14 protein-coding genes are annotated in these 18,610 nt (G+C 55.4%); 10 read left to right on the top strand and 4 right to left on the bottom strand.

Annotated features, from left to right (window positions below):
- Positions 1–39: 39 nt before the first annotated feature.
- The 3 genes from socA (at position 40) to ACSQ8R_RS20720 (ending at position 2,646) form a co-directional block, all read left to right on the top strand.
- Positions 40–588 (top strand): type VI toxin-antitoxin system SocA family antitoxin, encoded by a 549-nt coding sequence (socA, locus tag ACSQ8R_RS20730; protein WP_436255105.1) that lies wholly within the window; start codon positions 40–42, stop codon positions 586–588.
- Positions 566–1,279: a type VI toxin-antitoxin system SocB family DNA replication inhibitor toxin gene (gene socB / locus ACSQ8R_RS20725; RefSeq protein ID WP_436255104.1), complete on the top strand. Its 714-nt coding sequence runs from the start codon at positions 566–568 to the stop codon at positions 1,277–1,279. The genes socA and socB overlap by 23 nt, the downstream gene beginning before the upstream one ends.
- 272 nt (positions 1,280–1,551) lie before the next feature.
- A complete protein-coding gene (locus ACSQ8R_RS20720) occupies positions 1,552–2,646 on the top strand; it encodes a hypothetical protein (RefSeq protein ID WP_436255103.1) in 1,095 nt (364 codons plus the stop codon).
- A 107-nt stretch (positions 2,647–2,753) separates the two neighbouring features.
- On the opposite strand, the gene ACSQ8R_RS20715 is transcribed toward ACSQ8R_RS20720, so the two are convergent.
- On the bottom strand, positions 2,754–3,530 hold the full coding sequence (locus tag ACSQ8R_RS20715; protein ID WP_436255102.1) for a hypothetical protein: 777 nt from the start codon (positions 3,528–3,530) through the stop codon (positions 2,754–2,756).
- A gap of 349 nt (positions 3,531–3,879) precedes the next feature.
- On the opposite strand from ACSQ8R_RS20715, the gene ACSQ8R_RS20710 reads away from it, so the two are divergent.
- Positions 3,880–4,518 (top strand): HNH endonuclease, encoded by a 639-nt coding sequence (locus tag ACSQ8R_RS20710; RefSeq protein ID WP_436255101.1) that lies wholly within the window; start codon positions 3,880–3,882, stop codon positions 4,516–4,518.
- A 239-nt stretch (positions 4,519–4,757) separates the two neighbouring features.
- Complete coding sequence (locus tag ACSQ8R_RS20705) at positions 4,758–5,966, top strand: phospholipase D family protein (protein ID WP_436255100.1); 1,209 nt, start codon at positions 4,758–4,760, stop codon at positions 5,964–5,966.
- Here ACSQ8R_RS20705 and ACSQ8R_RS20700 read toward each other — a convergent pair.
- Positions 5,963–7,612 (bottom strand): Eco57I restriction-modification methylase domain-containing protein, encoded by a 1,650-nt coding sequence (locus tag ACSQ8R_RS20700; protein WP_436255099.1) that lies wholly within the window; start codon positions 7,610–7,612, stop codon positions 5,963–5,965. The genes ACSQ8R_RS20705 and ACSQ8R_RS20700 overlap by 4 nt on opposite strands.
- An 867-nt stretch (positions 7,613–8,479) precedes the next feature.
- Here ACSQ8R_RS20700 and ACSQ8R_RS20695 point away from each other — a divergent pair.
- Positions 8,480–9,067, top strand: coding sequence for a recombinase family protein (locus ACSQ8R_RS20695; protein WP_436255098.1), 588 nt, complete (start codon positions 8,480–8,482; stop codon positions 9,065–9,067).
- Here the strand turns inward: ACSQ8R_RS20695 and ACSQ8R_RS20690 are convergent.
- On the bottom strand, positions 9,060–9,788 hold the full coding sequence (locus tag ACSQ8R_RS20690; RefSeq protein ID WP_436255097.1) for a hypothetical protein: 729 nt from the start codon (positions 9,786–9,788) through the stop codon (positions 9,060–9,062). The genes ACSQ8R_RS20695 and ACSQ8R_RS20690 overlap by 8 nt on opposite strands.
- Positions 9,789–11,124: 1,336 nt before the next feature.
- On the opposite strand from ACSQ8R_RS20690, the gene ACSQ8R_RS20685 reads away from it, so the two are divergent.
- The 4 genes from ACSQ8R_RS20685 (at position 11,125) to ACSQ8R_RS20670 (ending at position 16,990) form a co-directional block, all read left to right on the top strand.
- Positions 11,125–11,505, top strand: coding sequence for a hypothetical protein (locus ACSQ8R_RS20685; protein WP_436255096.1), 381 nt, complete (start codon positions 11,125–11,127; stop codon positions 11,503–11,505).
- Between the two features lie 802 nt (positions 11,506–12,307).
- Positions 12,308–13,627 carry a hypothetical protein gene (locus ACSQ8R_RS20680; protein WP_436255095.1) on the top strand — a complete coding sequence of 440 codons (1,320 nt, stop codon included), beginning with the start codon at positions 12,308–12,310 and terminating at the stop codon, positions 13,625–13,627.
- Between the two features lie 737 nt (positions 13,628–14,364).
- A complete protein-coding gene (locus ACSQ8R_RS20675) occupies positions 14,365–15,060 on the top strand; it encodes a hypothetical protein (RefSeq protein ID WP_436255094.1) in 696 nt (231 codons plus the stop codon).
- A 769-nt stretch (positions 15,061–15,829) separates the two neighbouring features.
- Complete coding sequence (locus ACSQ8R_RS20670; protein ID WP_436255093.1) at positions 15,830–16,990, top strand: hypothetical protein; 1,161 nt, start codon at positions 15,830–15,832, stop codon at positions 16,988–16,990.
- Positions 16,991–17,034: 44 nt separating this feature from the next.
- Here ACSQ8R_RS20670 and ACSQ8R_RS20665 read toward each other — a convergent pair whose 3' ends face one another.
- Positions 17,035–18,402 carry a DUF6538 domain-containing protein gene (locus ACSQ8R_RS20665; protein WP_436255092.1) on the bottom strand — a complete coding sequence of 456 codons (1,368 nt, stop codon included), beginning with the start codon at positions 18,400–18,402 and terminating at the stop codon, positions 17,035–17,037.
- Positions 18,403–18,610: the final 208 nt, after the last annotated feature.

The following is an 18,610-nucleotide window of genomic DNA, read 5'->3' as shown; positions in this document are numbered from 1 at the left end:
GGCAACCGTCTGTTGGTCCCGAAAGCTTGAGCCAGTGCGATGACATCAGGATATGACCCACGGGCGCTAGCCAACCTGATGCTTGATGAGGCCGACAGGCTGAGCATCGGGCTGAGCAACCTTGTCCTCCAAAAGCTTCTCTATTTCGCACACGGCATCTACCTCGTTCGCACAAAGACGCCGTTGGTGTCGGGATATTTCGAAGCGTGGCAATACGGCCCCGTTCATCCCGCTGCGTACAAGGCCTTCAAGAACGCGGGGTCGGCAGCGATCACCTTTCGGGCGGCTGCCCAAGACATTCTAACAGGTAAAGCGAAAGAACTGCCGCTACCTGCCGACCCATTCGTTATAGGACTCGTTCAGCAGGTGCTGAACTCTTACGGCCAAATGTCACCTGGTCGCCTCGTGGACCTGTCGCATGCCAAGGACTCGCCCTGGTGGTACGTGGTGGACCGAGCAAGCACTGAAGTTGCGTTAGGGCTCCGGATACCGGATAATGTGATTCTAGACCGATTCCAGCACCACAAGGTGTCCATCGGGCTGAAGCCGTTATCTGGAGACCCAAGTGACGATACCCCTTTTGCCTGATACTGACCTCGCCCGCATCGCCCCGCTTCCTGCGGAGATGAAGCGCAATGCCTTGTGGCAGATGAAAACCGGCTTCTCCACCTTCTCTTACAAGCCGGTGAGAGCATGCTTTTCGGATATCTTCAATATTCAGCCCGGGATGTTTGCCGCACCTGAGACGCCATTTGAGAAAGTCAAGGATCGCCTTATGCGAGCTTGCAAGCAGGGCGACGAGTTCAGGAACAACGAGCAGATCGCCAAGGCGTTGCACGAGTACGCTAAGGATAGCGGGATTTCCGGCCGCCATCACGATTTCTTCCCGTTGGCCATGGGCATAGGCCGCAAGGTCAGCTTTTGGCTTCCCATGGTGCTCGCCATTGACGAGAAGCCCTTCGCTATCTTCATTGACCCCCGGCGGAGCAGGGGCCTCACCGAGCTGGGCCGCCGCTTCGTGTTTTCTATGATGCACGAGCGTATCCGCGCGGCTGACGCTGACTTCGCCGAGGTGAACCTAGGTATCGTCCGCTTTGTGGACAATGATGAGAACGGCCGCTCTGTCCAAACGTACAGCGATGCCGGCGTAGACCTCTATTCGCTAGACGAATTGGAAATGATGGTCGCGGAGACATACCGCATTTGGCAAGAGGTCCATGAAGAGCGGGTTGCTGAAACAAGGCGCAAAACTTCAAGCGGTGGCAAGGGCTTCATCTGAGACTCTTGAGGCATATTCCCCTCTCCAAGACGGGTGGGCCGCCTTTCTCTCGTGACGCCTAGACTCGGCGAACCTGCGGCCTCACTTCAATGCACCCTACCCGCCCAACCGGCGCGAAGCCGTGCTCACTCTGTTCTTCGAGTTGGCCAATGGTTCGCGTGTGTTCCTACTATGTTCAGCCGTTTGTTCCCAAGCCCAGTGTTTATGCTATTTTTGGTGGAGGGAATGATTCCATCAACCGATGCGAGTCAGGCAACGACGAAGGGCATGGCATGATGCAGGATGTCAAACGCGTTTTTGACGAAAAGCCTGAGTACCTTAAGTCTGAGTTCCTAGACCATATTCGCAGGGACCTCCCACACACCTGGCGGTACATCACCCACGAGAAACCTCCCACGGATGACATTGAGGTTATCCTCCAGGACTTCGTGATCCCGCGAACCGTAACAGGTCTCCACGGTTATGCTCCGTGCCCAATTTGCAGCCCGACCAAACCTAAATACGTGAAAGGTCATCTGCTCTACTCAAAGGAGTCAAAAGCTCTCTATGCGGTCGGGCATTGTTGCGGTCATGGATTCTTTGTGGAGGGCAGTCTGACGCGGGCACTCACGCGAAATACCAACGCAGAGAGGCGGCGGCGGGCCGAAGCCTTTATCGAAGCAAACTGGCGACTTCCCGCCGAACTGGTGGCCTACTGGGCGAAGCTGAAACCCTCTGTTCGCGATCTAGATAAGGTGCTTAAGGCTATTCGCGTCGGCCTGCGTATTGGGGTCTGCCGAGATATACATCGCACTGTCCGTGATGGTGGATACCTTAAAGTTCAAGAGAGAGTGGCGGCCGAGAAGAGCGCCGGAGGCGTCGAGGGGCTAAGGACTGTCGAGCGCACATTCGGCTCGGTCCCCGTCCAGGGTGCGACCATTCTACGGGGCGGAAGCCGGGGACCCATGTCCGTAGAGGCAAATCTCTCTAACCTCACGGCGGCCCTGGCGAACCTCAATTGGACCGCCGAAAACGAGGCGATCCTCTGGCTTTGCGAGCAGGTTGACAGCGATCTGTTCCGCCTTTGCGATTTTCTTGAGGAGGCCCTTGAAGGTATCGACCGGGCAATCTCCGATATCGCCAACCTGATGCTGTTCCTACAGGAAGATAACCTTCAGCTTATCAACGCCTGGTCAGTCGAAGTGCACGGGCGGAGGGGCGCGGTTTCGATCCAGAATGAGGACGGCCAGATCGTCCTTTTACGCGGCGGAAAACGCCATCGTAACTTCAGGCTCCCCGGTAGCTTGCTTAATGTTCCAGCCGATGCGCCCGCTGCTGGCAATCACCCCGCTGCGGGCGCCCTAGGCTCAAACTCCGAGGATAGCTGAAGAGTCACGCATCTGAGAGGTGACCACGTAGCAGCGGCGGCGAGGTTTCCACCCGATACCCCCTTGATGGGGCCTATTGCAAGAGAAAAGGCCCCCGTCGATGCGTATTACTTTTTTCTTTGGTTCTTTAGGAACTCGGCGAGCTCCACTTCTCGCGTCTTAGGAAAGATCCAGCCACCGAGAGAACCATTATACCTTCCTCCCATGTCTTTTAGCTCATCCTTGATGTCTTTCGTGTCACCTTTGACAAGGAAGGACTTTACTTTGCCGTCCTTTTCGTAGTCCTCCATGTAAAGCTGACCTGCTTTAGAAATGGCTTCGATTGACTTTACTCGCTCTCGCACTTCCCGCTGCGACGGCACCGGCGAATTCGAGCCGCTTATCAGCTTCTGGACGTTGATAGATAACTGGTTTAGGAGCTGTTCGCGGAAATCGGTAAGGTTGGTGTAGGAGCCCGTGAGCCCAATCTTCTGCATTCGGGCTTCGAAAGTTTTGAGCGCCTTATACTGGTCAATATCCAGTTTAGTTGGATCGATGCTGCGGGACGAAAAATACAGCATGACCGGCTTATTGTTCCTAATAAACCACTCTATCTCTTCAGCCGTTCCGCTTTCGCTTACCCCGGTGGGCGATCCTAATCGTGTCCAAAAGACCCCGATGGCCATGTCGCATGTTTCGACTACCTCGTTGATCACAGCTTGAGCCCGACTCCCCATGAGCGGCGCAGAATGCGTTTCCCACTTAACCGGAAGCAGCACAGCTCCTGATGACTCGGCATTAAGGTTGTTCCAGCGAGCAATCACGTCGGGTATCGCTTGGCGCTCTTCATCGACATCGCCTGGGCTAGCTATGAGAATTTTATAAACGGTAGCCTTAAATGCCATTCTACTCTCCAAGTCGATCTATCGCGTGAATATCAACGTGGAGGATGAAAGTCGATTCTACAAACCTGATTCCTTCTCCGGTGCGGGCCGCTGCACCCCCACGGCCGGGCTCTAAGTCCCCGGCTAATGTACGGGGTCAGATATCTGAGAGATGACCACGTAGTAGCGGCTGCGAGGCTTTCCCCCCGGTGGGGGTGGATGGGACCCAAATGCAGGCGAGATGGCGTCGGCCGCCGCCCCTGTTCTCGTTCATAAAAATCCGGTGTAGCGGCTACCCAATTCGCGGAACGCCCTATTGGAGGCCGGCATCGGATGCATCATTATGCTTTGAATAGTGGGGGCATTCTACGTGACGACTTGGCTTGATGATCTCATTGCCGTCTATAACGAGCTCGGCGGCGAAGGCTCCTATAAGGAGGTTTATCCTCTCGCCCAGCGGCGGCGACTCGCCCGAGGGGCTTCTTGGACTCCAAAGGCAGAGGCGTCGATCAGACGAACAGTCGAAGACCACGCAAAAAGTTCAAGCAATTTCAGAGGCAAGGAAGTCTTTTATAGCGTGCAAGGACACGGTCGAGGTATTTGGGGCTTGATGCCGACCTTTTTAACATCGGCGACCTCCATCGTCCAAGTCGAGGTCCGTTATCGTGAAGGTATTGAAGGCATCGCCGCTGAGGCAACGTACCTCAGGCGGCTCCGTGATCCGAGCTTGGTTGAGGCTCGAAAACTGCGCGATGATTTCACCTGCCAAGCATGCGGCTTCCGCCTTGATGTTGGCGGAGGGAGATTCATCATTGATGTCCACCACGTGCATCCGCTTGGGAAAGCCTCATCATCTGTACTAACGACAATCGATGACCTGATTTGCCTTTGTCCTACATGCCACCGGATTGCCCACACCGGGAAGCTTGAGCCCTTAGGCTTGAACGAGGTTCGCCTTATATCTCGCCCCAAAACCTTCTCCCGCAGCAAGAGCGACTCGTCTCGCTAGACCACACCCCTGTAAGCCTGCTCAGATGACGTTCAAGTGCGGGAAAAAGGTTCGAACAAATGAAGCGACATCGACCCATCTGCTGACACTGTAGATTGTTCGCTGTCATACAGAAGTGATCGGGTGTGCTCTGCCCAGAACTCGCGCCGAAGAATCCAGTGAGTAAGCCTAGCGGCCCGTTTCGCCACAACCCAGAAGCGTTAAGAATCGAGTCACTTGCAATCTGATTCGGAATGACGATGGCTACCAAGGAGTTCATTTTACAGGGCTTTACTGAGCGGACACACAAGGACGCAGTACGAGAGCTATTCGATATAGACGACATCAAGAGTGTACTGGTTAGCGTTGCCTATATGACCGAGAGCGGCGTCGAGCCGCTTGAAGACCTCTTCACAAAATACGCACCGCTGCTGACGGTGTTTGCGGGCATCCGGAACGAAGTGACTTCATATCAAGGTTTAATGAAGATCCACGGGATCGCGGGCAGCACAGTTTATGCGGTCGATACCGGCTCCCGTACGGTCGTTTTCCATCCCAAGCTCTATTTCGTAAGGGGCGCGAAAAAGGCTGGGCTGGTGATGGGCAGCGCCAACCTGACCTTGGGCGGCCTGAACAACAATATCGAAGCCGGCATGCTGTTCAAGTTCGACCTGAGCAAACCCGAAGACTTGAAGGTGGTCGAGGAAATCGAATCGGAGCTGCTCGCCATCCCCAAGGATTACGTCGAGCACGTGCTGCTGATGGACCATCCGGCGAAGATTGAAGATTTGAAGGTAAACGGCCGCGTAGCGGACGAACTGGCCGTGCCGCCTCCCCACCCGTCCACCTCCTCGGGCGGAAAGAGCGGAAGCGACCCTGTACCTCGCATCAAGCTCAAAACCACACCTATGCACCGCAGGCTACGAGCGGCACGACCTGCTAAACCACCTGTTGCACCCGTTGCTGTGCCTGTTGCCGCCGCTCCGGCACCGGTGGTTGTTGCAACTCCAACCGCAGCAGCTCCCGCAACCGGCGTCAACCTCGACCTCGTGTGGGAATCGAAGCCGCTGACCGAGCGGGACTTGAACATCCCGACCGGCACGAACACGAATAAGACGGGCTCCATTAATCTCGACAAGGGACTGTTGCCGGAAGAGGAAGACCACCGCCCCTACTTCCGCAATAAGGTGTTTGACGCGCTCAACTGGATATACCGCTCACCCACCGTCGATGAGGCTTGGGGTCAATTCCAGCTTGTCCTCAAGGGGGTCAGCCACGGGGTGTTTGATATGGTCGTGCGGCACACAAACTCCACAACATCCCCATCCTACCTCCAGAACAACGCCATGACGCGCCTCAGCTGGGGGCCCATGAGGGATTATGTTGCGGACGCGAGCTTGATCGGCCGGACGCTGGCGCTGTATCGGGACAGGGCTGACCCGACACAGTTCATCATCGAAATCGACTAAGCCTCTTCGGCCAGAGGCTCGCTTGAAGTACGGTGGCGGCGGTCACGAAGGCTCCGCCACCCCTCCAGTACACGGTGCTGGTCATCACGCGACAGCCCGAGGGCACCGAGAATGATACGGCCCTGCCGCTCAAGAACCCTGTGGGTAGAATACGTCCGGATGGACTTATCCAAATCCTGGAGGTCGATTTCAGCACTATCCGACAGCGGAATAAGCAGCTTCTCAATCTCAGACGGAATCAGCTCCAGCACGCCGCCACCGTAATGGCGACCTTCCAACTCAGCGCTCAGGGCGGTCAGTGGGTTGATGAAGGAGCCGACGAGCTTTTCAGCGACAACCTTGCTGGTACGGATGCGGTAGGCGGTATCGGTGGTATAGGCGCCAATGGTGTTGAGGATGAGCCTTGGCGTGTCATGCGAGCGCTTGAGCATGCCGATCTCGGTCGAGTAGACCGAGGGCACCGTGTACCAAGGCTTTCTTATCCGGCATTTGTAGCGGGTGTGAAGGTTTTCCGCCTCGCCCTTTGCAATATAAGTCCTTGCTGTGGCGTGCAGGGCTTCCTCCTGGTCGTTAAACCAAAGGAAATTGGTGGGATTCCCTTTAGCGGAATTCGCGCGGTGCTGTCGTTCGTCGTAAATGACGCCGGGGCAATGCTCACTCCGGCCGAACATCGGATGCGCCCATTTGCCGAGCTTGTAATCCTTTACCGTCTCGTCAGGCACGAGGAAGAACTTATTTGCGCCTGTGACGATGCCGACATCGACCTTCGCGATATCCTTGAAGCGGTAAACCTCATCAAGCTCACCCAGCTGATCGAACAGCGAACGGGTTTCGACGCCTAGAAGCGCGCGTGTCCACTTGCCCTGCACGGTCTTGCCGTTGATGGCCTTGGGAGCCTCGAAAACAGAGGTAGGGTCGAAGTCGATGAACTCGCGCCCCTTGACCGCGTATATACCGAGACCTTCGGCTCTCTCCGCCTCGTTTGCGCGCTTTTCCGCCAGCAGGATAACAGCACCCTGCAGTGTATCGGCAAACCACAGCTCTTCGGGGTCGATAATGACAAGGCGGCGGCATTCACGGCCGAGATACGACCGGAGCGACTGCGCATGGGTGACATGTATGATTTCAGCAGGCACCACCATCGCCAGACGGCCACCGGCGCGCAGCATCGACATTGAGGCGAGGATGAAGGGCACCCAAGCATTGGTATGCTTCGTGAACGGCAATTCCAGTTCACCGAAAATCTGTTCGGACCGGTGCTGGAAGATTTCGGGCAGGTACTGGTAGCGGACGAACGGAGGATTTCCTATGACGGCATCGAATTTGTCGCGGGCGTTTTTTCTGTGTTCGATGGCCCAGCCAAGGAAATCTTCGGCATGGATTTCAGCCTTAATTCCTATGTCGGAGGCGCGGGCCTTGGCTTTTCTAGCCTCATCCTCATCTAGCTCGAATGCTGTGATCTTGGCCTTCTCGAATCCTTCCACGGCAGCAAGCGCGCCAAGGAAAGCGCCGTCGCCGCAGCTCGGCTCAAGGACTCGTTTCGGAGAGATTTCCTTTACCCATCGAGCAATGAACGCAGCAAGGTCCGAGGGCGTGTAGTACCCGCCCCGAAGCTTTTGCGCGCTCTCATTTTCCATAAAATTCATTTTTCACTCGACTCGCCGTGGGAACGTGATCGCTTGCAATAGCGGCGGTTCCTTGTCCGAAACGTACAGGTGCGGCTATACGGGGATGTCTGTCGCTTCCCGTGAAGAGGTCGTTCTATAGGATTCGCGGGAGTCCGGGGTCAACCCGGCCCAGGGGATCGAGAGGAAAATAATTCGGCATGCCGCCCCCTCTGTGTGTATTTAGCGACATCACTGACCACCTTTTGCGCATGTCATTTAACGCATCTTGCCAGTGCAAGCTCGGGCCGGCAAAGGAAATGTATGCTTAAATAAGTTATATCGGAAAAAGACAGGCGGTATTTCTAGATGCTAGCAAATTGATGGCGTCACACAAAAGTTCATTCAACAATTTGGGTTCCAATAAACGCCAATCGCAAACGGTGGGAAACTCAGGTGGGGCTGGAATGGAAATTGAGCCCACAGATCGGTGTTATTGTAATGTGCCTCCATGCTCTCCTCTAGATCCCTAAACTCTATGGCAAACGCTTCGAGGGCAACGGCCGTCGCTATACTAAGATAGCCAAGCTCTCTCCTTTTGCGGCGGCTTCCTTCGGCCCATTCGATGACCTCCCTTGCGACGGCCGCAGTCACTCCAGTGGCAGGTCAGGTGCTATGACCGTGGTGAAAATATCTTTCGAGGTCCGTATCTGCGGGTCCAAGTCGCACCTCCCATTGGCTGGCTGAATGCCAAGCTCTCTCGCACAGCGGGTCTCATTGGGGCAAGCCCTTGTGAGTCTCGCTTTTGGCACCTCCAACGAGTCTCACACAAATTCAATGTTGACTTTTGATACCAATAGTCTCATACACTGCCTCACCATGACCCTAGTGAGACACCTCGGAGGGACGATGACGACTGCAATGATTGGCTACGGCCGTACGTCAACAGCAGACCAGAAGGCGGGCCTTGAAGCTCAGCTCCGTGATTTACAAGCGGCGGGGTGCAACAAAATCTTCAGAGAGGAAATCTCCTCGGTGGCAAACAGTCGGCCGGAATTGGAGCGCGCTCTGGACTACGTTCGCGAGGGAGACGTTCTGGTCGTTACCAAGCTCGACCGCCTCGCCCGCTCAGTGGCCGACCTCATGGCGATCACAGCGCGGCTACGAGACAAAGGCGTCGAGTTGCGGATACTCGCCCTCAATCTGGATACGTCAACGCCAACCGGAAAGCTCATGTTGCATCTCTTGGGGTCGATCGCTGAGTTTGAGCGGGAACTGATGCTGGAGAGGCAGAAGGAAGGAATTGCCAAGGCAAAAGCAGAAGGCAAGTACACAGGCAGGGCACCCACCGCGAGACGGCAAGCCGACAAGGTGCTCGCTTTGAAGCGCGATGGCAAAACACCCGCCCAGATACAGGCCGAGCTTGGTATAAGCCGCGCCAGCTATTTCCGCGTCGTTAAAGACGCTTCAGGTTCGAAGGCGGTTAAGGCTAGCTAGCGGGCCTCGGTGGCCACCGGCTCATTTCGCTTTCGAGGAAGATTTCCCGAGCCTGGTCAATTGTCGGAGGGGCGAATTTAATAGCCATCACCTTCAATTCTGGCATCTGTGAGATCGAGCCGGGTTCAGCCTCCACGAAAACGCGAGCGCTACAGCCCGGGAGCGCGCTCGAATAGGCAAGCATAGAGCAAACTTCGTTGGCTTGCTCAAAGTCGTGCGGACCGATGCCGGAAATGTCGAGCGTCCAGGCATCCTGCGCGATGTTTCTGCGAGAGCCGCCTATCTGCCAAGCACTACGCGGAGAGTCGCCCTTATCTGTTGGCGGAGTGAAAGTTACCTGCTCGATATCGACGTAGAAGTGGGGCGGCAATCCCTTACCGTCTAAGGATGCTGAAATAGAATCCACGTCGCCAGAAAGCTCTGAGTATACGTCGTGGTTGACTCTGCTGACCGATGCCGCCGTGCGCCGAGCCGTTTCCGTCAAGATAGGATAAACGTTCTCCGCCATCCTAGTAGCGATCTTGTCTGCAGCGGCCTTGAAGGTCTGCTCGTCGCCGATGCACTGAGACCTATCCTCCTGACTCAGCACCTCGAACTTAACGTAGTCGGCACAGGCGTGCTTTCGATCCGCCAACTCATCGGCTGAGCACGAAGCTAAAGCCAGTAAGGAAATACGGAATAGGAGCGAAGTTCCGCGGGAAATCAGCGCCGTCTCTCTCATTCGTGATCTCCCTATTGACCGGCTTGCGAGGGTGGGACCGTCTTGAAGGCCCGCGTGTCATGCGCCCAAGGGAAACACTGCGAAGGCTTGAGACCGAACCCAAAGCATGCCGAAAGCTCGCCGGTGGTAGTGTCCATACGAACAACCATCTCGCCATTCGCTGAGCCAACCATTTGATACCTGCCGACTGATCCTAACCGAGTAAGGTTGAGCACTAGGGCTAACGCCACGAACCCTCCAATGCTGCCCAGAGCGACTATCGCGAGTGGGGGTAATCCCGCACGGGGAGGTCCGGTGGTGGCGTCCTCGGCATCAACCTTCGGTGTACTAGTGGTGAGCTTATCAGACATAGGCGTTCCCCTGAGGCCTTGGCCTACGAGCGCCCTCGCAAGCATAGCCTCCATGACCCCATGATCCGGGGTTGGAATCCGAGTCTAGTCGGCCCTAAGCTTTTAGTTCGGTGGAACCTGGACATAACCAAGGCCCCCGGACCAACTTAAGGTCAAGGATGGTTCCCTTCCGGTGGGAGCCATTACCGCTAGACTCAGGGTTCCAGCCCTGGAGCGCCGCGTCTGCGCTCTGCCACTTCTTAGGATATCCCTTGGAGGTTGCCAATATCCCCCGCCGAAAGTGGTGAGGGCTATCCTCTAACCGTATCTGGTCACGCTGCCCTACTCGGATCTCCAAGGGGTGCGGCACCATGGCGGATGGGTGGGTGGCGGTTTGGGTGGGGGTGCTCTGGTGGGGGTGCTCTGGGTGGGCATGCTCTGGGTGGGGGTGCCGAGTCTAGGGGCCTGTGGGTGCGGAGGAAGAGAGGTGTGAGGCCGTGATCGAGGGGATGTCTAGACCATCGGGTGCCAGACCCTAGAGGTGTGGGGGCTTAGGGGGGTGGTATAGTCCTGTCCTCCACAGCTATGGTATGCATAGAGGTGGGTCGACATGGGTGCCTCCTATCTTGGTGTCTGTATAGGTTGAGAGATATAGTTCATAGTTAGGTGCATTGGGGTAGGTGGTGGGGTCATTGATACGAAATTGCTCCACCTGTTACATGACCGAATTCCACTCACTAAGAAATATATTTATAAAATTTCTACTTTATTTAACCTAAGCTAATGACACCGGGCACGAATTGGATTATCTCTGCGGCGCATTGGGTGCCACGAGGCATCCTGAATCTGCCAAAAGGAGAAATGAAATATCCTACCAATCACCTCTAGCCATTGAATGGGCTGTGCCAACGTACAAGCTCTTTCTCTCAGTGGCTGGGCTCAACAAATCTCCGTTTCACGCTGCACAGCATGTTTACGCTTGGCGCCTTTACGGAGTCGGCGGCGAGATGATCGCCTCGAACGACAAAGTACCCCCCGTCCTCTTTGATGGCCCTGCTAATCTTGGCCTTTACAGTGGTTATTCTGAAGCGCATGAGCACGTTCTAACAGGCTCAACCGTGGCGATGTTCGCTCCCCAGGATGAATTACACCATGTGTTCGGAGGGGGGCTGAACAGCCTAAAGCAAAGAGACTTCAGAAAACGCGACAAAAAGCCTTACGTGCATCGTGAGCAGATCAAAGCCGTCTACACGCTCGCCTGTGGAAGCGAGCTGGAGCTTTTTGCCTTCGAGGCGAGTTCAAGCGACGATAGGGAGAAACTCTGGGCGATTGGCGATGCCGCTCGGGAACGGTTGCGCGAAGCGGTCAATCGTGACGCAGATGGCTGAAGGCCTATGCAGGGGGCGTCGCAGCAATGCGGCGCTTCCTCTGGAGATCACCGAAGAGCGACGATGTGCGGTGCTCGGATGTTGCCGGAAAGTTGAGGTGTCGGAAGGGACCGGCCTTTCTTGCTACCACTGTCGGTACCACGTCCAGCACAAATCGCGGCACGGCTCCCACTGGCATCCAACCTACACGGCTTCCGAATTGTTGCCTTACCTGAAGAGTGCGGAACGCTGGATCAAGCAGCAACGAGAGGACCCTGGCTATCGGAGGACCTATTGGGAGCTGGAGCACTTTATGGCTAGCTCGGGGCACGTGGAGCCATCTACGAGGTTGCGGGGCAAATCGGCGAAGGAACGCTCTCGAATCGCCTTTGCGCGCATACGAGCGGCGGAAATCCCCACTCGGCGGCTCATAGCCATCTATCTCGGGGTCACAGCTCTCATTGAGGACGATTTCGGCAGTCATCGCACCCGTGAGTTTCGCATCGTGCAGGCCGCGAAGGCTGTCCATCGGCTCGCTAGCGGTACCCACCGAAAATGGGATGTTTGGGACCTGCAAACAGGGGGCACCCGTCCTGCCGAGCTTCACGCCTATCCTCGCTCTTCAGGGCACGTCCTGAGGAAGATGGGGGAGACGCTGGAAAACGCGTGCGACGAGCTAGCCCGTGCAGCCGTGCCCGAGATAATCGCAATGCGCACCGAGCGTTTCGGGCCGCATCCATCGCATCCGCCTATAGCCAAGGCATCCTGATCAACAACAAAGTCCTCACCGCCGTTTGATCACCTAGCGGGGGTGGGGACGCACATGTTGGAGCATATCTTGCCCCCGAAAAGAGAAGCGGACGAAAAGGCGCTGTTTCATGTCCTGCATTATGATCCGTGGTTGGCCGCTCGTGGCGATGGTTTCGTCGCCTTGGCTGACTATATTTTTGGAAAGCTTCCGCGTCCGATCATCACCGAAGGACGAAAGCCCAGAGCTGACGCGGAGGAGCGCCGTAAACTCTGCTTGAAGACGCTCGCGGCTAACCTTGTAAAGGCTGCGCTTAGTCTCTCTCAGTATGTCGGCCTGGCGGTGCCGCTTGTGAATGAGAAGCTCACCAGATACGACCGGAGAGACTTCAACGCTGATGTCTTGAGGCTGGTGATTGAGGAGGCAAGACAGGCGGGCCTCGTGACAGTCGAGAAGGCTGTCTTCAAGGAACGGCGAACAGTGGTGGCCCCTACGCCCCGTTTCCTAGGGCTCGTTCAAGAGTATGGCGTACTCAGCGCCGATCTCCATCACCTCGAAGGCCGAGAGACAGTCGAACTGTGGGCGGGAAGCAGAAGGAGCGGCCGCAAATCACCAGTCGATTATGAGGATTGCGAGGAGGCACACAAGTTGCGGTCCCAGATGGCAAGGATCAACAAAGCTCTGAACTGCGCCGACATCCGCCTCAACGGCCAGCAAACCGGCCCTATCCAGCTCGTGCGAAAATTCCGCATCGATAAGCCCCAAGATGCTCATGTGTTCGACCGTCATGGAAGACTTTATGGCGGCTTCTGGGAAGATCTTCCAAAGCATCAACGATGGCGGCTCACGATTGATGGGGAGCCCGTCGCTGACCTTGATTTCGTGTCAATGTTCATCCAACTCGCTTACCGCCGCCAGGGGGTCGCGCCGGCCAAAGGCGACTTGTACGCAATTCCAGGCTTGGAGGGGCACCGCAAGACCGTCAAATCGCTGATGGTCTCGCTGTTCTTCCGCGACAAGGTGGCGCGGCGGTTGCCCTCCGGCACCAAGGAGGCGTTGCCCGAGGGATGGAACATGGAGCGTTTTAAGGCCGCTGCAACGGCGCTCCATCCAGCGATTGCCACGCTCTTCGATACCAATGTCGGCTTTGAACTGATGGCGCTCGAAAGCGAAATCCTTGTCGGCACTCTAACCGAGCTGACCACAAGGGGCGTGCCCGCGTTGCCAATGCACGATGGTATCATGGTGGCGGTTAGTCAAAAGGAATTGGCAATCAGAGTCATGAACGATGTTAGCGCCCGGGTGGTGGGCCGACCGCTTGCAGTGGCGGAAAAGCCGCTTGAAATGCCTGCACCAAATAACTCCCCGCTATGGCGCTCTAGGGCTGCCCTATAGTGACAATGGCATTGTATTAGCCCCCATCGCCACCATCACCTCGGAGGCAGGCTGATCAGAGGGCGGCAAAAGATATGTCTCAAAGTGATCAGCTTGAGATCCCCTCCTGTTTCCTTGCAGTATTTCTTGAAGATGCAGATGAAAGATAGGCGATCTACAACACCTACGATCACACAGAGTGATCCCTTGCGTCTTTCGACAAGAGCCCTAAAGTCTGCCTTTTCGCCAATCTTAGGGCGCGGGGGGAGTGATGGGGGCTAGTATTCATAGGGCACTGCTATTGGGATTCAGCTTGCTGACATTCCTCGGAGCACCACATGCTTGCGCCTGCGATCAGCCCATTGTGCACTTAAACTGGAAGTCCTGCGCGGTGGGGCCTTTAAGCGAGACCGGCGGTGAGGCGGACTGGAGGGCAGTTCCTAAGTGGGCCAAGAGCAAAGACCTTAGGCCGTGGTTTATGGATGATCCACGCCTTCTCGCTAATCACGGTCTATGTAACGCAAAGTTCCACCGCGTTGTTCTCTGCGCCCCAGGGTGGGAGGAAAGTGATGATAGGGATGCTTGCTGGTATCTCATCTGCAGCGGCTATCGGGCTTCTCGCACCCTATGACCCACGCCGCGTTGGCTCCTCGTCACCGCCTGCAGTCAAACCTCAGTGTGCCGTCCAAGGCCTCAACCCGGATTATTAAGGCATCAAATTGCTAGACCCTGAGTTCTCCCCCGAAGAAATCCGCGAGATGTTGAAGGGTATTGGGCGCAGCCTTAGCCGACTCCAAGCTGTGAACCTCCACGACAAACTCATGCCCATGACGTATGTACCGGAGGCGGTAGCGGTCTACGAGGCTTTTGACGCGCGCGGCATCCTCCACGCGTTCGGGGTCAATCCCTCAGTGACGAACAAGTTGAAAAACCACGAGGCAAAGCTCAGAGCTCCTGTGATGATTGCAGCGCTGAGCTGGACGCACACATATCTTCGCAGCTTGGAAAAGCGCTCTGAAGGCAACGCGGCACCGCTTGAAGTTGGAAATCCAGATCTTCTGATCCGGGAGATTGCCGATACCCATCCTCCTGAGCCTATCCAGATTTGGACGGAGCAATGGATTTATGTAAGGCGCGGATCACCCGCCAAGGAGATCATCGCGGATGTCTCGGAATGGCTTGAAGAGGCGGTGCTACTGGCGAAGGCAACGAATCTAGACGAAGACCAAGCGGCACTGACCGACATCGAGCGCGCCCAGCTGATCGCCATCTTGGAGACCACTCTTGCCGTACTCAAGTCGCCCATGGTCGAACCGGGCCTCTTGAAGAAGACTGCGCGCGTTGCCCAGGAGGTTGCTCAGAAAGCTGCGAAAAAGAAGGTTGAAGAGGCCCTCGGTATCGGCCTCGATCGGGTTGCTAAAAGAATTTTGGAACTCATCGCGAGCCTAATGTAATATTGAAACGTGGGTGCTGGAGGGGCGGGGGCGATGGTTCCAAGTTTACAGGAAGCTTCTACTGGCGCTAGTTTAGCTGATTGCTGTAGGCACTTTCGACGCCTACGCTTGTGCCTGCGATCAGCCAATTGTGCTCTCCAACCCAAAATCCTGCGCGATGGTGCTCTTGAGCGCAACTGGATGGCATGCCGATTGAAGGCCAGTCCCGACGTCGACCCGAGGCAAAGACCGAAGTGCCGGTTCATGGATGATAGGCCCACAGGAATCTGTGCGCATTTCGCGAGCGCGAGTGGGTTTTCTGCAGGTTGCAAATCAATTAAGTACGAAGAAAGTATGGCAATTTCGTTTATTGCAGGCGGTTTATGGTGGCGATGGAAGTAGACGGGTTCTTATTCGGCCCAAATAATAGTGGGAAGACCTACAAATCACTCAATTACCACCGAAATGCACCCAAACCCGGGAAGAGTCGTTGGAGTGAAGGCTTTAGTCGAGACGAAGAGTACCAACTCTTTTGTGTGTGTGATGCCGAAAACTGGGCATGCGTAGACGGTAACTATTGGGGAACGCGCGATGGCATATTTGCACTTGGCACAACCCAGGAGCGTTTCTCTTTTTTTCCCTTAAATGCCAACCCTCTAGTCCCTTGGCATGGATACCCGATAAAAGGCTCTTCAAGAGACTATCGGGTCCCTGAATCAATAATTGAGTTGTGGCTCAAGGCCGGGAAGATCAACGGCATCATCGCTAAGCGGATAAGGAGCGCAAAGATATGATCACAAAACGATTATCTTTGCCTGGCAATTTCGTAGAGGCCTTTCTGTATTTCGATTTCCTATGGCTCATAAGTCCAGAAGGGGACACCTGGTCCTTCGACATGCTTAAGTTTATAAATTCAAAGTTCTCCGATGCAGGTGTAGCTCACCAATGCGCGATGGCTTTTGCACGAAACGACCAGATTTTAAATCCCTTCTCGGATTTTAATCCAGACTTCATCCCAGACGCAATCGAGGTTACACTGGACGAGGTTGAGCGTTACTCGCGCATATTTGATACCCGCCTGGATTTCCGCTCCATTCTCGACATGCGCTGCTACTATGGACGCGTTTTTGTAGCTACCGACAATAGTATCCGGCAGCTAACCGCGCTGAGCCGTTCTGATCTTGCTCACGTGGCGCTTGGTCGTCGTGCGAATGGCCAGTTGGGTGGTGAGGTTGTTCACGACGCACGATGCGTGCAGTTTCGGTGCCAATATGGAACCATAAGTGCCGCCTGCGCGTACGATGGGGGCTTCTATGCGGCTGGAGCCAGTTCACCGGACCCTTCTTGGCGACCAAAATTCAAGCAATTTGCCAACCATTCGCTCGCAACAGAATTTGTAGCTGACAGGTTAACTAATGTCCCGGAAGCGAATGACGTCGAGTTTTTCAAAACCGACTATCACCGAACTGAGCTAATCGCGGCCCCCGTCGATGAGCAGGCTCAAGGCGAAGATTCCGAACAGTATGAGATTTCAAGTGTCCAAGATTACGATGCAGAAATAAGCGATCGGACAAAAAAAGTTGTCAACGACGACAGGCTACTCGGGAAAGTATCCCGCATCTTTCTTTCAAAGAGCGCACTTTTTGCTGTCGATTCTGACCATGTAATAAGGAGCATTAAGCTTCTCGATGGGCAAAGATTTGTCCAACAGCTGACCCGATCTAGGCCCTTTCCCGCGGCAAGAGGGCCAATCTTGGCGATGACGTCTTCCGCAATTGGGATGGTTGCCGAACTCGACGAAGAGGTCGCTGTACTCGCAGGCGGAAGGTGGCACACGATCTTTAGCGAGGCGGTCTATTCCGTTCGTGGCTATCCGTCATCGAAATGGTACCGAAATCTTACAACTGCTGTTGGAGCAGAGAGGACAGATTTGATTTTCCTAAAGCACTAATTCAACATTGCGTCCGGCCTGCCTAGAGGTACTGGCTTCGAAATTCATACCGGCAGCTCCACCGCTTCAACGCACAGCCGCGCCTGCTCCAGCAACGGCCCTCCAGAGTACACCCCAAAGGTCATGCCCTGCCGCTTGTGCCCGACTACAACAGCTATGGTGCTTTCTGGCTGCCCTGCCTGCTCGGCTTTGGTGATGAACCACCGGCGGAAGCTGTGGAAGTTCACGAGACCCCTGCGTTTGCCCTCGCGTCGATCCTCAACGCCAACCTCGCGGCGATATGCGGTGAATTCGTTGGAGGTCTTAAAAGAGCGCTCGCGCAGGGAAGTGGATTTCTTCACGCCGGGCCACTCTGGGAAAATATCGTCTTCGGGCCCCTTGCCTTCCTTCCTCCGCTCGATGATCTCGACTAGGTCGTGGTGGATAGGGCAGAGCCGCGGCCCAGGCTCTTTCTTCTGAGGTTTGAATACGAACACTCCGTCATCTCGGCAATCTTTCACCTTGAGACACACGATAGCGTCCAAGCGGGCACCCGAGAGGGCGGCAATCCTCATGAGGTCGTCCATTTCGGGCTCAGCGGGACCATTCAGCAAAGTCTTCATTTCGTCATCGGTGAACGGACGCTCCTTCTGATCGGTGGTCTGCTGCGGTTCACGCAATCGACGTCCTTGCCAAATGTTGGACTCGACCTCGTGCCGGTTCTCTAGCCAGGTCCAGTACACCGAGAGGCGGCTTACGTATTTATTGAGTGTTACCGGGGTCAGGTTGGCGGTGAGGTCCGGAAGCTCGTCGCAGAACCGTACGGCCTCCTTCTTGGTCATAGCCTGAAGATAAGGCGGAACACCCGCTTTACTGCACCAATCCTTCAAGAATTTTATCGATCGCCTATCGTCCGCCAATGTGCGGGCCTTAACGTGCGATGCTGCCAGGAACTTTTCGTGATGAAGGTCGATTGGTGTTCTATCCCCACGTGCTACCTGGGAGAAATCCTTCGCCAGGAGTAAGCGCCCGGGGTCGAAAACTTCATGGCCGTTCTCGTCGGTTGCGATGGGGCGACCTGCAAGGGATTCCGCCTGCCAATCGATCTCCTCATCAATCTCATCTCGGAGGGCCGGATCGAAGGCACTCTTGCGCTGCTCAGCTAATCGAGCGGCCTTATGCAATGCCTGTTCGCGGCTTGTTGATTGGGCCGCCGCCAGCGATAGCGATGGGTTTTCCGCGTGCGCAATGGTGGCTTTGAGGTCAGCTATGACATCCCATTTGAGGCGGTTTGCCTCCTTTAGGCTATCGGTCCCCAGTGATCGCTTTAACTTTGTACCGAGTTTCGGGCGCAGTTTTTTCGGGACGTTGACAACAACGCGCCATTGGTTGCCATGAAGCTCCAGAAACATACGATCAGATGAGAGTGCCACAAAGCCCCCGAGTACCCAAGAAAGTACCCATATCTAGTCCCGTGGCGGACTGAATTTCAATAAGAATTTGCCGTTAAAGAGAAATTTCCAGGGCGAGGTTGTCTCCCGCTTAGCTCCACCAAACTTTTTCACTCGATAATTTACCAGGAATTTTAGGTGTTCACTCACCAAATCGCGAGTAGCTCTGACCAGTTCCGACCGGCGTTTC

This window comes from Neorhizobium sp. LjRoot104 (assembly GCF_964253725.1).
Taxonomy (GTDB): Bacteria; Pseudomonadota; Alphaproteobacteria; order Rhizobiales; family Rhizobiaceae; genus Neorhizobium.
Note: the sequence above shows the minus strand (reverse complement) of the source record. Positions and strands in the feature narration are given on the sequence as shown.